We start from the raw sequence: 12,617 nt of genomic DNA on the forward strand, positions 1-12,617 counted from the left end.
CCTCATGCGCTCTGTTCAGTCACAAGATCTGCAACGCCTCGCGCTCGCCATGCGCGAGCCCGCTCAACCGCACACGCTGTTCGAAGCGATGGAGGCGGTCGCCGCTGAAACCATCGGCTTCCGTCTGCTTACGATCATGGCTTACGACGCAAGCCGCCACGAAGTGCAACGCCTGCATACCAATATGCCTGACGTCTATCCTGCCGGCGGCCGCAAGAAGAAGCAAGGCACGGCGTGGGCGACGCGGGTGCTCCATGAATTGAGGCCTTTTCGCGGCGAAACCGCGCAGGACATCCGCAGCGCCTTCGATGATCATTCCGTGATGGCCGACATGGGCCTGGGCTCGATCCTCAATATTCCTATTGCCTACGACGGCGTGTGCGTGGGCACGATGAACCTCACGCATGTCGAACATTGGTACACGCGCGATCACGAAGACGCGGGCCTGCTGCTCGGCGCGTTCCTTGCGCCTGCACTGATCGCGCATGCCGCGCAATGTGCGCAAGAGGACTCGCGCGCATGAACGGCGCAACGCTGGACCGACGCCGCTGGCTGGTGGTTTTCGTGCTCGGCTATCTTGCGCTGCTGGTGGACGGCGCAGACGTGATGATGTATGGCCTCACGCTCACGCGCATCAAGAGTGAATTCGGCCTGAGCAACGTCGAGGCGGGCGCGCTCGGCAGTTTGACGCTGGTCGGCATGGCCGTGGGCGGCATACTCGGCGGTTGGGCCAGCGACACGCTTGGCCGCGTGCGCGTGGTGGTGTGGGCGCTCGCGCTGTTCTCGCTCGGCGCGGGACTGCTCGGGTTCACACACAGCTTCTGGCAGTTCGCAGCGGTGCGCTTTGTCAGTTCGCTGGGCATCGGCTGCATGGTGCTGGTGAGCACGCTGGTTGCGGAGTATGTGCCGACCGAGCGCCGCTCGTTGATACTCGGCATGCTGCAAACGGGGGTGTCGGCGGGGTATATCGTCGTCATCGCGCTGAGCAACTGGATCTTGCCTCACTACGGCTGGCGCATGCTGTTCTACGTCGCGACGATCCCCGTCTTGTTGGCCCTGGCGATTCACTGGTTCGTTCCCGAGCCGCCCGGCTGGCGCGCGAGCATGTCCATGCAAGACGCCCCGCGTGAACGCCGGACGTGGCGCGAGAACCGCTACGCCCTGATCTTCTCGGATCGCGAAGCACGCAAGATGTTTGTCCTCTGGGCGCTCGCATCCGTCTTCGCGCTGTCGGGCTTCTACGGCCTCAACAACTGGCTGCCGACGTATCTGGAGAAGGAACTGCATGTGCGCTTCAGCTCGATGGCCGGCTACATGATCGGCACCTATGTGGTGGCGTTCATCGGCAAGATCTTCGCGGGCTGGCTCGGCGATGTCTGGAGCCGGCGCGGCATGTATGTGATCGGCTGCATCGGTGCGGCGTTGTTTCTGCCCGTGATCATCTTTTTCCACACGCGCGAGAACATCATGGTCCTGATGCTGTTCTTCGGCTTCCTGTACGGCGTGCCGCTCGGCACGATGGGCGCGTTCATGTCCGAGAGCTTCGCCACGCGCATTCGCGGGACGGCGGTAGGCGGCTCGTATAACGTCGGGCGCTTCTGCTCGGGCGCGGCGCCGGTCCTGATCGGTTATGTCGCGACCCAATTCTCGTTCGGCATGGGTTTTCTGCTGGTGGGCGCGGTCTTCTTTCTGAGCGGCGTGTGCTCGCTGTTCATTCCCGACCGGCTTTACGATACGAGCGCGCGCGATCCCGCCGACATGGCGCCGCGGGATCAGGACGAACCGTTGACCGACGGACGGTCACTCGATCTGGTTCAACCGGCGAAGCGCTGAAGCGCTTGACCATCGTTCCCGCCGCTGTCGCAAGCAGGGGAAGCTGCCGACATCCACCAAGGCCTGTCATGCCACTTCTTGCCTGACCAGGCGGTGATGACTTCGCGCCCCCCGTGTCATCGGCACTCCCCGCGTTGCTGCATCCAGCATCGCGCTTGACGATGGTGCCCTTCCGAAAAAGCACGTACAACGCGGTACGTCTGGCGCATGATGCTCTCACTATTTTGATCGCCGCACGAAGGCGTGTCTTCGCGAACGGCGCATTGACGGAGTGAGACAAAGCCATGCAACTCGAACCGGCAGCGGGTGGTCCGCGCACGCTCTACGACAAGATCTGGGACCGTCACCGCGTCATGTCGCGCGACGACGGACAGGACCTGTTGTTCATCGACCGGCATTTCATTCACGACGTCACCGCGCAGTCCTTTGACCTGTTGCGTCAGCGCGGACTCAAACCACGCTCGCCTGAGCGCATCTTCGGCACGGCGGACCACTACGTGTCGAGCGTCGCCAACGACATCTCGGCCGTCGCCGACCCAGAGCGCCGCGCGATGATCCAGGCCTTGCAGCGCGATGCCGCCGAATCCACCATCACCCTGTTCGACGTGAACGATCCCCGACGCGGCATCGTCCACGTGGTCGGGCCTGAGCAGGGCTTGAGCCTGCCCGGCATGACCGTCGTCTGCGCCGACAGCCATACCTCGACCCACGGAGCGCTGGGCGCGCTCGCGTTCGGCATCGGTGCGACGGAGGTGACCCACGTGCTCGCGACGCAGTGCCTGTGGCAGCGCAAATCGAACAATATGCGCGTCACCCTGGATGGCACGCCGGGTCCAGGCGTTTCCGCCAAGGACCTGATTCTCGCCGTGATCGCGCGAATCGGCGTGGCGGGCGCCGTGGGTCACGTCATCGAGTACGCGGGGTCCGCGATCGCCGGGATGTCGATGGAAGGCCGGTTGACGCTCTGCAACATGACGATCGAAGCGGGCGGGCGCGCAGGCATGATCGCGCCGGATGAGACGACCTTCGCGTACCTCGCCGGGCGTCCCTACGCGCCGACGGGTGATCAGTGGGATCGCGCGGTGCAGCAGTGGCGAACCCTCGTCACTGACGCCGACGCGACCTTTGACCGCGAAGTGCATCTCGACGTGGCCGGCATCGCCCCCATGGTGACCTGGGGCACCACGCCTGAATATGCATGCGGCATCGACGGACGCGCCCCCGACCCCGCGTTGCAGCCCGACCCGGATTTACGCGCGGCCATGTCGAAGGCACTCGATTACATGGGCTTGCCGCCGCACGCGGCGCTGGAGGGCGTGGCGATCGACAGGGTTTTCATCGGCTCGTGCACCAACGGGCGCATCGAGGATCTGCGCAGCGCGGCGGAGGTGGCGCGCGGCCGCCACGTCGCATCGGGCGTCGAGGCCTGGGTAGTGCCGGGTTCGCATGAGGTGCGGGCGCAAGCCGAAGCGGAAGGGCTCGACCGCCTGTTCAAGGAAGCCGGCTTCCAGTGGCGTTTCCCCGGCTGTTCAATGTGCCTGGCGACCAACGGCGATATTGCCGCGCCAGGGCAGCGTTGCGCGTCGACCTCGAACCGGAATTTCGTGGGGCGTCAGGGCCCGGGGGTCCGCACGCATTTGATGAGTCCGGCCATGGCGGCCGCTGCTGCCGTCACGGGAAGTCTGATCGATGTGCGCCGCCTTCTGGGAGCATGAAGATGGAAAGCCTGATTCACTTCGACGCGCTCGCCGCGCCGATCGTCGCCATCAATTGCGATACGGACCAGATACTGCCCGCGCGATTCCTGCAAAAGCCGCGCTCCGACGATTTCGGCCAGTTCCTGTTTCGTGAACACCGCTTCCGCCCGGATGGCATGACTCGACCTGAATTCGTGCTGAACCAGCCGTCGTTTCGCGACGCGCGCATCCTCGTCGCGAATCACAACTTCGGTTGCGGTTCATCGCGTGAGCATGCGGTCTGGGCCTTGTATGACTACGGCATTCGGGCGGTCATTGCGCCGAGCTTCGGCGATATCTTTTTCATCAACTGCCTGAAGAACGGGCTGCTTCCGATCGTACTGCCGGAGCAGATCGTCCTGCCTCTGCTCGAGCGCCTCTCCATCGAGACCGCTCGCCGTATTTCAATCGATGTGCCTGCACAGACCGTGACCTTGCCCGATGGCGCTGCGCATGGATTCGAACTGGAGCCCTTCGCGAAGGCGTGCCTGCTGCAGGGCATGGACGAGATCGATTTCACGCTGTCCCATCAAGACCGTATCGATGCATTCGAACGCAACCGTGCCGACGCGTTCTGAAGGCGCGACTTTCCCAAACAACGCTGGAGGAGTTCAGATGAAGATTGCAGTCATGCCCGGTGATGGTATCGGTCCGGAAGTCGTCGCACAGGCGCTCAAGGTGTTGAAGGTCGTGGCGCCGCACGCCGAGCTTCACGAGGCGCCCGTCGGCGAGGCCGGGATTCAGGCGCATGGCGTGCCGCTCCCGCCCGCCACGCTCGACCTGGCGCGCAAGGCCGACGCCATTCTGTTCGGCGCGGTCGGGGTGGCCGACGAGGCCGGGATTCCCCGTGATCGTCGCCCCGGAACCGGCCTGCTGCAATTGCGTGAAGCGCTCACCTTGTACGCGAACTTCCGCCCGGCCTATATGTTTCCCGAACTGATCGGTGCATCGACGCTGCGGCCGGAGGTGGTGGACGGGCTGGATATCGTGATCGTGCGTGAATTGAATGGCGACGCCTACTTCGGTCAACCGCGCGGCTTCGAAACGAACGCTGCCGGCGAGCGCGTGGGTTTCAATACGATGCGCTATTCGGAGTCGGAAGTGGAGCGCGTTGCCCATGCGGCCTTTGGGGCCGCGCGGCGTCGTCACCGCAAGCTCTGCTCGGTGGACAAGGCCAACGTGCTGGAGGCAAGCCAGGTGTGGCGCGAAACGGTCACGCGCGTCGGGCGCGACTATCCGGATGTCGAACTGAGCCATCTCTTCGTGGACGCGGCGGCCATGATGCTGATGCGCCGGCCCAAGGCGTTCGACGTGATCGTTACGGGCAATCTGTTCGGCGATATTCTGTCCGACGCCGCAGCCATGTTGACCGGATCGATCGGCATGCTGCCCTCGGCTTCGCTCGGCCATGGCCGCAAAGGGCTGTACGAACCGGTACACGGCTCGGCGCCGGACATTGCGGGCAAGGATGTCGCCAATCCGCTCGCCGCGATCTTGTCGCTAGCGATGATGCTGCGCGAAAGCTTCGAAATGGATGACGCTGCCGGGCGCGTCGAAAAGGCCGTGCGCACGGTGCTGGCCGCCGGCTATCGCACCGCGGACATACAACAGGAAGGGACTCGACGCGTCGGCACCCGGGACATGGGCGACGCGGTGGTGGAAGCATTGCGAAAAGACGTCGTTCAGGGCGGATGACGCCGAGGGTCGGCCGGCATCGCTTGCACGTAGCGGGCGCGTGATGCCGGTCCTTCCCAGGCAGTCGTTCGTACCCACATTCCCGGAAAGGGAGGAGACAACCATGAAGCTGAAGCTTGCCGTTGCCTTGTTCGCCGCGCTGGAAATCGTCTGTGCATCGCCTGCCGCCGTGGCCAAGGACGTGCCGGAAAAACCGGAATTGCACATTGCTGCGGCGTCCACGGGCATCACCTATCTTCCCATGCTCGTCGCCAAGCAGCGCGGTTACTTCAAGGACGAAGGGCTGGACGTCACGATCGCCGCGTTCTCCGGAGGCTCGAAGACGCTCGAGGCCTTGCTGGGGGGCAGCTCCGACATGGTAGCGGGCGCCTATTCGAACACGATCACCATGGCCACGAAAGGGCAACATCTGGTCGTGGTGGCCGCGCAAGTCATCTGCCCGGGCTGGATCTTCGGCGTCTCACAGAAACATCAGACCGATGTCAAGTCGCCCAAGGATTTGAAGGGCATGCGAATCGGCGTGAGCGCACCGGGTTCCAGCACGCATATGGCAGTGAACTACATCTTGCACAAGGCGGGGCTGCAGCCTTCCGACGTATCGATCATCGGCGTAGGACAGGCGGCCGGCGCGGTGGCGGCCATGCAGGCGGGCCAGATCGATGCACTGATCGTCAATGACCCGAGCGCGACGATCCTGACGAAGGACGGCAGCCTGAGACCGCTCGAGAACATGCGCACGGCCGACGGCAACGTGAAGGTATTCGGTCCGGACTATCCGGAGTCGAGCGTGTTCGCGACGAAGGACTTCATCGACAAGAATCCCAAGACGGTGCAGGCAGTCGCCAATGCGATCGTGCGGGCGGAGAAGTGGATCGCCAAGGCCACGCCGCAGCAAGTGGCGGACAACGTTCCGCCGCAATATCTAGGCGACAACAAGGCGTTGTATGCCGAAGCCTTCACGAACAGCCGCCGTTGCATCGCGCAGAACGGAGAGATCACCCCGAAGGGCGCGGAGACCGTGCATCAGGTACTGGCCGCATTCGACCCGGCGGTTGCCGCAGCCAAGATCGATCTCGCCACGACCTATGACAACCGGTTCGTGCAGAAGGCAGCGGAGGTTCAGCCGTGAGCACCGCTGCGTACAGCATTCCGCTGCAAAGCGGACGCGCCCCGGTACGTGAAGCGCTGCGCTTCGACAATGTCACCTGCACCTTCGCGGGCAACGGCAAAAAGGCGCAGACCTATACCGCCGTTTCCGAGGGCAACCTGACGATCGGCGACGGCGAGTTCGTGTCCATCGTCGGGCCCACGGGGTGCGGCAAATCGACCTTGCTGAATGTGGCCGCCGGCCTGACCCGGCCCTCGTCGGGCAGTCTGAGCGTGTTCGGCAAGCAGCTGACGCACGGCCTGAACACCCAGGCGGCCTATCTGTTCCAGGTCGACGCGCTGATGCCATGGAAGACGGCCGAAGAAAACATCGCTATCGGACTGATCTTTCGCGGCATGCCGCGTGACAAGGCCCTGGACGTCGCCCGGGGCTGGCTCGAACGCGTAGGCCTGCATGGGCACGGGAAGAAATACCCGCACCAGATGTCCGGCGGGATGCGCAAGCGCGCCGGACTCGCGCAAGCGCTGGCGCTCGATCCCCGCATCATTCTGATGGACGAGCCGTTCAGCGCACTCGATATCCAGACCCGCCACCTGATGGAAAACGAGCTGCTGCGCCTGTGGTCGAACGATCGCAAGTCCGTCATGTTCGTGACTCACGATCTGGAGGAAGCGATCTCGCTGTCCGACCGGGTCATCGTGCTGTCGGCGGGACCGGGTACGCGACCGATTGCCGAGTTCGAGATCGACCTCGAGCGGCCGCGGGAAATGTCGGAGATCCGGATGACGCAGCGTTTTCTTCAACTGCACACCCAGATCTGGGACGTGCTTCGAGGCGAGGTCCTGAAAAGCTATGCGCGCAATCGAGTTTGAGCCAAACAATCGATTCACCGTCCTGGTGACCCGGCTGTCGATCCTCTTCGGCGTCCTGTTCCTGTGGTGGCTCGGGACTGACCAGAAGTGGCTGTCGTCATTCTTCTTCGGCGATCCGGTGGGCGTGGCGCGGCGAATCGTGGAATGGTTCGTCACGGGTTCCGTGTTCACTCACCTGTACACGACCCTGCTCGAGACCTTGCTGGCGTTTGCCATCGGCACGGTGCTGGGACTGGGCTGCGGCCTATGGCTGGCACTCAGCCCGTTTCTCGCCGTGGTATGCGATCCGTTCATCAAGGCAATGAACTCGATGCCGCGACTGATTTTCGCGCCGATCTTTGCACTCTGGTTCGGCCTTGGAATCTGGTCGAAGGTCGCGCTGGGCGTGACGCTGGTCTTCTTCGTGGTCTTCTTCAATGTGTTTCAAGGGGTTCGCGAGGTGAGTCCGACCGTGTTGTCCAACAGCCGGATGCTGGGCGCGAACTCACGTCAACTGATGAGGCACGTGTATCTGCCCTCGGCGACGAGCTGGGTGTTCTCCAGCTTGCATAACGCCATCGGCATCGCGTTTGTCGGCAGCGTGGTGGGCGAATACCTCGGTTCCGAGAAAGGCGTTGGTTATCTGATTCTGCTGGCCGAAGGTGTGTTCGATATCAACTCGGTGATCGCCGGCATTCTGGTGCTGACGGTGTTCGCCTTGGTGCTCGATACGGCTGTTTCGATGATCGAAGACTATCTGCTGCGCTGGCGTCCTGTCGCCGGGCAAACCGTTGCTGCAAGCGCCTGAGCGGCGTCCATGGAAGAGCCGTTTTAATCTTGAGGAACTCAATTGCAGACGAACCAAATCAATCTGACGAACCGCGTGGCGGTCGTGACAGGCGGCGCGCAAGGCATTGGTCTGGAAGTGGGCCGCAGGCTGCTCGAATCGGGCGCCAGGCTGGTGATATGGGATGTCAACCCTGCCGGCCTGGAGCAGGCTCGCACGCAACTGGCGGACTACGACGTTCATGTTGAACGCGTCGATATCGCCGACCATGCGAACGTTCAGGCGGCTGTCGCGGGCACGCTCGAACGCATGGGGCGCATCGATATCCTCGTCAACAACGCGGCCATTGTCGGTCCGAACGCGCCTTTGATCGACTATCCGGTCGATGTCTGGAAACAGGTGATGGATATCGACGTCAACGGGACGTTTCATTGCTGCCGTGCTGTGGTGCCGGAGATGATCCGCCAGAACTATGGGCGCATCGTCAATCTTGCGTCGGTCGCCGGGAAGGAAGGCAATCCGAATGCCGCGGCCTATAGCTCGGCCAAGGCAGCGGTCATCGCCATGACCAAATCGCTGGGAAAGGAGCTGGCGCGTCACGACATCGCGGTCAACTGCGTGACGCCTGCCGTCGCGCGCACGCCGGGCGCGATGGAGCAGGCGCCGGAGCATATCGAGTACATGTTGGGAAAGATTCCGCGTGGCCGCTTCCTCGAACTCAATGAAGCCGCCGCCATGATTGCCTGGCTTGTCAGCGAGGAGAACTCCTTCACCACCGGAGCAGTCTTCGACCTCTCGGGCGGACGCGCCACCTATTGAACATCGAAGCGAGCATTCAACCATGAAGCTGTTGCGTTACGGTTTGCCGGGCCAGGAGAAGCCAGGCCTCCTCGATGCCGAGGGAAGCATTCGAGACTTGTCGCAGCATGTCGCCGATATTGCGGGCGATGTTCTGCTACCCGATAGCCTGTCGCGGCTAAGGGCGTTGGATATCGCGTCGCTGCCGCGCGTGGCAGGCACGCCGCGGCTGGGCGCCTGCGTGAGTGGAACAGGCAAGTTCATCTGCATCGGTCTGAATTATTCGGATCACGCGGCGGAAACCGGCGCGACGGTCCCGCCGGAGCCCATCGTCTTCATGAAGGCGACCAGCGCGATCGTCGGCCCGGACGACACGATCGAGATTCCGCGCAATTCGTTGAAGACAGACTGGGAAGTGGAGTTGGGCGTGGTGATCGGCAAGACCGCCAAGTACGTCAGTGAAGCGGATGCCATGAACCATGTCGCGGGCTACTGCATCATCAACGATGTGTCCGAGCGTGCATTTCAGGCAGAGCGCCAGGGGCAATGGACCAAGGGCAAATCGGCCGATACCTTCGGCCCGACCGGTCCATGGCTCGTGAGCGCGGACGAAGTGCCCGACCCGCAGTCGTTGCCGATGTGGCTTGAGGTCAATGGTCATCGCTATCAGAACGGCAGTACGGCCACCATGGTGTATGGCGTGCGTTACCTCGTGTCTTACCTGTCGCAGTTCATGTCGCTGCAGCCCGGCGACATCATCTCGACGGGAACACCGCCTGGCGTCGGCATGGGGCAAAAGCCGCCGGCGTATCTGAAGCACGGCGATGTCGTGACACTGGGTATCGAGGGACTCGGTCAGCAGCGTCAGAACGTCGTGCAGGGCTGAAACGCTTCAGGCCATGGTTCCGCAACGGGCATTCAAGGGAGAAGAGCCGCTGTGACAGCGCTTCGTCGTCGAGTTCTTATCTGCATGGCCGCTTGGGCGTTCGTCTCGAATGCATCGGCCGCCAGCACCGCGCCTGTTCCGGAGAAGCCCAGGCTTCATCTGGCTGCGGCAGGCGTTGGCTTCCCTTACTTGCCGTTCGTGATTGCGGACAGCCGGGGATACTTCAAACAGGCCGGCCTGGATGTCGAGATCGGCGTGTTCAGCGGCGGCGCGAAGGCATTGCAGGCCTTGTTGGGCGGAAGCGCCGACATCGTTGCGGGGGCGTACTCCAATACGATCACCATGGCGGCCAAAGGTCAGAAGCTGGTGTCCTTCGTCACGCTGGCCTCATGTCCCGGCTGGGTCTTTGGCACGACGCGCGCAAGCCACGGCAGGGTCAAATCGTATGCTGACCTCAAGGGCATGCGCATCGGCGTGAGTTCGCCCGGCTCGAGTTTCCATATGGGCGTGAACTACCTGCTGAGCAAGTCCGGCGTCAAGCCAGGCGACGTGTCGATCATCGGCGTGGGCTCGTCCGCCGGCGCCATTGCCGCAGCGCGCAGCGGACAGATCGACGCCTTGATGAGCAACGACCCCGTCGCCACCGTTCTGCAGGGCAGCGGCGACCTGTTTCCGCTTGCCGTGATGCGGGACCCGGCCGGCACGCGCGCCACCCTGGGCGGCGACTATCCGGAAGCCGCCATGTACACGACGAGGGATTTTCTCGTCAAGTATCCGAACACGGTCCAGGCCGTCACGAATGCCATTCTCGAGGCAGAGCGCTGGATGGCGCAGGCCACGCCGGAGCAGGTCGCCGCCGCCGTCCCGCCGCAATATGCGCTCGCCGACAAGGACGTGTTCGCCCGGGCCTATGCCAACATGCAAAGCTGTATCTCGCGGGACGGCCTGATGACGGACGCTGCAGCGCGCACGGTCCACGATGTCCTGACTGCCTTCGATCCGGACATCGGCCGGGCCCCGATCGACCTCAAGGCGACTTACGACAATCGTTTCGTCGAGCATGCCGGCAAGCGCTGAACTGAGGAGACGAGCATGGAAAGCGAGATCCGCATCCTGGCAGAAGGCCTGAGGTTTCCGGAAGGACCGGTGGCGATGTCCGACGGATCGGTCGTGCTGGTCGAGATCGAGCGCGAGACCATCAGCCGCGTATCCGCCGACGGTGCGGTGAGCGTGCTCGCGCACACAGGCGGCGGGCCGAATGGTCTGGCCGTCGGGCCGGATGGCGCCTTCTACGTCTGCAACAACGGAGGATTTCTGTTTCGCACCGTTGCCGGTCTCAATCGTACCCGCGCCGGTATACATCCGAGCTATACGAGCGGCCGGATCGAACGCTTCGACCCGCGTACCGGCTCGCTCACCACGCTCTATGACCGCTGTGGCGAGCACCCGCTGTGCGGGCCCAACGACATCGTGTTCGATCACGCGGGCGGTTTTTACTTCTCTGATTTCGGCAAGAACCGGCTGCGCGATCGCGATCATGCAGGCTTGTACTATGCGCGCGCCGACGGCTCGGCGATCGTCGAAGTCGCCTATCCGCTGACCACCGCGAACGGCGTGGGACTCTCGCCGGACGACCGCGTCGTCTATGTCGCGGAAACCGAAACGGCGCGCTTGTGGGCGTTCGATCTGGAGGAGCCGGGGAGGGCGCGCAAGCATCCCTATCCATCGCCACACGGCGGACGTCTGGTGTGCGGACTGCCCGGCTACCAGCGATTCGATAGCCTGGCGGTGGATGGGGAAGGAAACATCTGCGTGGCGACGCTCGTCACGGGTTGCATCACCGTGGTCGTGCCGTCTGGCGAGGTGATGCGGCAAGTCATGGTGCCGGACGGCATGGTGACGAACATCTGTTTTGGCGGCCCGGATATGAAGACCGCCTATGTCACGATGTCCGGCACCGGGCGTCTGGGTGCGCTGTTGTGGCCGCAAGCCGGGTTGAAGCTTGCCTATTCGTGATGGCCAGCCTGCTGCTGCGCGCTCGCGAGCAAGTGCGTCAGAAAAAGTTGCACAGGTGCGGGAAGGGATTCGGCCTCGCGCACGCAGATTTTCCAATGCCGCTCGGCCCAGGGTTCGTCCAGCCGCACGGCCACCAGCGGCGCCGAGCTGACGTAGCGTTCGGCGTGATGCTCGGGCACGAGGCCCACGCCCAGGCGCGCTTCAACCATGCTGCGCACCGGCTCGAAGCCGTTGACGCGAATCGACAGCTTGAGCGGATGATCGAGGTCCGCCGCCGCGCGCAACACCAGTGAATTCAGATAGCTTCCTTCCTGGGGCCCGACGAGCGGGTATTGAGCCACCTCGCGGAACTTGACGCGGCCGGCGCGGCTGAGTGGATGATCGGGCGGCATGATGACCACCAGCCGGTCGCTTCGATAGGGATGAACCTGCAGTCCGGCAGTGACGGTAGTACCGCCGAATACGCCAATGTCGGCCGTGTTTTCGGACACGGCGCGCACGACGGCAGGGCTCAGGCTCTCTTGCAGGTCGATGCGCAGCGCCGGATGTTGGTCCAGAAAGACGCGGATATCCTTGGCGATGTATTGAACGATGGTCGAGAGGCTGGCATGCAGCCGGATCTGGCCGCGCACGCCTTCCGCATGGTCGAGCAGTTCGCTCTCCATGTGCTGGATGTCGAGCAGAAGCGTGCGGGCATGTTGCAGCAGCGCCGCGGCCGCGACTGTCAGTTCCAGCCCCTTGTTGCTGCGCACGAACAAGGCTGTTTTAAGGATGTCCTCGAGTTGCGACATGCGTTTGCTGAGCGCCGACGCCGCAATGTTCTCGAATTCCGCTGCACGCGCAATGCTGCCGTGCTCGCAGACGGCGACGAAAAGCTTCAGCGATTGAAGGTCGAAACGCAACGGTG

13 protein-coding genes are annotated in these 12,617 nt (G+C 63.3%); 12 read left to right on the forward strand and 1 reads right to left on the reverse strand.

What is annotated here, in order from left to right:
• The first annotated feature begins 4 nt into the window (after positions 1–4).
• The 12 genes from QCE63_RS16580 to QCE63_RS16635 all read left to right on the forward strand — a co-directional run bounded on the left by QCE63_RS16580 (position 5) and on the right by QCE63_RS16635 (position 11,710).
• Positions 5–523 carry a GAF domain-containing protein gene (locus QCE63_RS16580; RefSeq protein ID WP_309834477.1) on the forward strand — a complete coding sequence of 173 codons (519 nt, stop codon included), beginning with the start codon at positions 5–7 and terminating at the stop codon, positions 521–523.
• Positions 520–1,833 carry an MFS transporter gene (locus QCE63_RS16585; RefSeq protein ID WP_309834478.1) on the forward strand — a complete coding sequence of 438 codons (1,314 nt, stop codon included), beginning with the start codon at positions 520–522 and terminating at the stop codon, positions 1,831–1,833. The genes QCE63_RS16580 and QCE63_RS16585 overlap by 4 nt, the downstream gene beginning before the upstream one ends.
• 284 nt (positions 1,834–2,117) lie before the next feature.
• Positions 2,118–3,548, forward strand: a complete 1,431-nt coding sequence (leuC, locus tag QCE63_RS16590; RefSeq protein WP_309834479.1) for a 3-isopropylmalate dehydratase large subunit — start codon at positions 2,118–2,120, stop codon at positions 3,546–3,548.
• 2 nt (positions 3,549–3,550) lie between these two features.
• Positions 3,551–4,147, forward strand: a complete 597-nt coding sequence (gene leuD / locus QCE63_RS16595; protein ID WP_309834480.1) for a 3-isopropylmalate dehydratase small subunit — start codon at positions 3,551–3,553, stop codon at positions 4,145–4,147.
• A 37-nt stretch (positions 4,148–4,184) separates the two neighbouring features.
• Positions 4,185–5,264 (forward strand): 3-isopropylmalate dehydrogenase, encoded by a 1,080-nt coding sequence (gene leuB, locus QCE63_RS16600; RefSeq protein WP_309834481.1) that lies wholly within the window; start codon positions 4,185–4,187, stop codon positions 5,262–5,264.
• Between the two features lie 103 nt (positions 5,265–5,367).
• Positions 5,368–6,393 carry an ABC transporter substrate-binding protein gene (locus QCE63_RS16605; protein ID WP_309834482.1) on the forward strand — a complete coding sequence of 342 codons (1,026 nt, stop codon included), beginning with the start codon at positions 5,368–5,370 and terminating at the stop codon, positions 6,391–6,393.
• Positions 6,390–7,244, forward strand: a complete 855-nt coding sequence (locus tag QCE63_RS16610) for an ABC transporter ATP-binding protein (protein WP_309834483.1) — start codon at positions 6,390–6,392, stop codon at positions 7,242–7,244. Before QCE63_RS16605 ends, QCE63_RS16610 begins: the two co-directional genes overlap by 4 nt.
• A complete protein-coding gene (locus tag QCE63_RS16615; RefSeq protein WP_309834484.1) occupies positions 7,225–8,031 on the forward strand; it encodes an ABC transporter permease in 807 nt (268 codons plus the stop codon). The genes QCE63_RS16610 and QCE63_RS16615 overlap by 20 nt, the downstream gene beginning before the upstream one ends.
• A 42-nt stretch (positions 8,032–8,073) precedes the next feature.
• Positions 8,074–8,829 carry an SDR family NAD(P)-dependent oxidoreductase gene (locus tag QCE63_RS16620; protein ID WP_309834486.1) on the forward strand — a complete coding sequence of 252 codons (756 nt, stop codon included), beginning with the start codon at positions 8,074–8,076 and terminating at the stop codon, positions 8,827–8,829.
• Between the two features lie 22 nt (positions 8,830–8,851).
• The gene (locus QCE63_RS16625; RefSeq protein ID WP_309834487.1) at positions 8,852–9,694 is read left to right on the forward strand and encodes a fumarylacetoacetate hydrolase family protein; all 843 of its coding nucleotides are present in this window, start codon (positions 8,852–8,854) and stop codon (positions 9,692–9,694) included.
• Between the two features lie 84 nt (positions 9,695–9,778).
• Positions 9,779–10,771, forward strand: a complete 993-nt coding sequence (locus QCE63_RS16630) for an ABC transporter substrate-binding protein (protein WP_309834489.1) — start codon at positions 9,779–9,781, stop codon at positions 10,769–10,771.
• Between the two features lie 15 nt (positions 10,772–10,786).
• Positions 10,787–11,710, forward strand: a complete 924-nt coding sequence (locus QCE63_RS16635) for an SMP-30/gluconolactonase/LRE family protein (RefSeq protein ID WP_309834490.1) — start codon at positions 10,787–10,789, stop codon at positions 11,708–11,710.
• Here the strand turns inward: QCE63_RS16635 and QCE63_RS16640 are convergent.
• Complete coding sequence (locus tag QCE63_RS16640; RefSeq protein WP_309834491.1) at positions 11,701–12,612, reverse strand: LysR family transcriptional regulator; 912 nt, start codon at positions 12,610–12,612, stop codon at positions 11,701–11,703. The genes QCE63_RS16635 and QCE63_RS16640 overlap by 10 nt on opposite strands.
• Positions 12,613–12,617: the final 5 nt, after the last annotated feature.

It is taken from the genome of Caballeronia sp. LZ065, from assembly GCF_031450975.1.
Lineage (GTDB): Bacteria > Pseudomonadota > Gammaproteobacteria > Burkholderiales > Burkholderiaceae > Caballeronia.

Coding starts and splice junctions, on each gene's coding strand:
- QCE63_RS16615 (WP_309834484.1), top strand. CDS start 7,225: ATGCGCGCAATCGAGTTTGAGCCAAACAATCGATTCACCGTCCTGGTG.
- leuC (WP_309834479.1), top strand. CDS start 2,118: ATGCAACTCGAACCGGCAGCGGGTGGTCCGCGCACGCTCTACGACAAG.
- QCE63_RS16580 (WP_309834477.1), top strand. CDS start 5: ATGCGCTCTGTTCAGTCACAAGATCTGCAACGCCTCGCGCTCGCCATG.
- leuB (WP_309834481.1), top strand. CDS start 4,185: ATGAAGATTGCAGTCATGCCCGGTGATGGTATCGGTCCGGAAGTCGTC.
- QCE63_RS16630 (WP_309834489.1), top strand. CDS start 9,779: ATGGCCGCTTGGGCGTTCGTCTCGAATGCATCGGCCGCCAGCACCGCG.
- QCE63_RS16585 (WP_309834478.1), top strand. CDS start 520: ATGAACGGCGCAACGCTGGACCGACGCCGCTGGCTGGTGGTTTTCGTG.
- QCE63_RS16625 (WP_309834487.1), top strand. CDS start 8,852: ATGAAGCTGTTGCGTTACGGTTTGCCGGGCCAGGAGAAGCCAGGCCTC.
- QCE63_RS16605 (WP_309834482.1), top strand. CDS start 5,368: ATGAAGCTGAAGCTTGCCGTTGCCTTGTTCGCCGCGCTGGAAATCGTC.
- QCE63_RS16635 (WP_309834490.1), top strand. CDS start 10,787: ATGGAAAGCGAGATCCGCATCCTGGCAGAAGGCCTGAGGTTTCCGGAA.
- leuD (WP_309834480.1), top strand. CDS start 3,551: ATGGAAAGCCTGATTCACTTCGACGCGCTCGCCGCGCCGATCGTCGCC.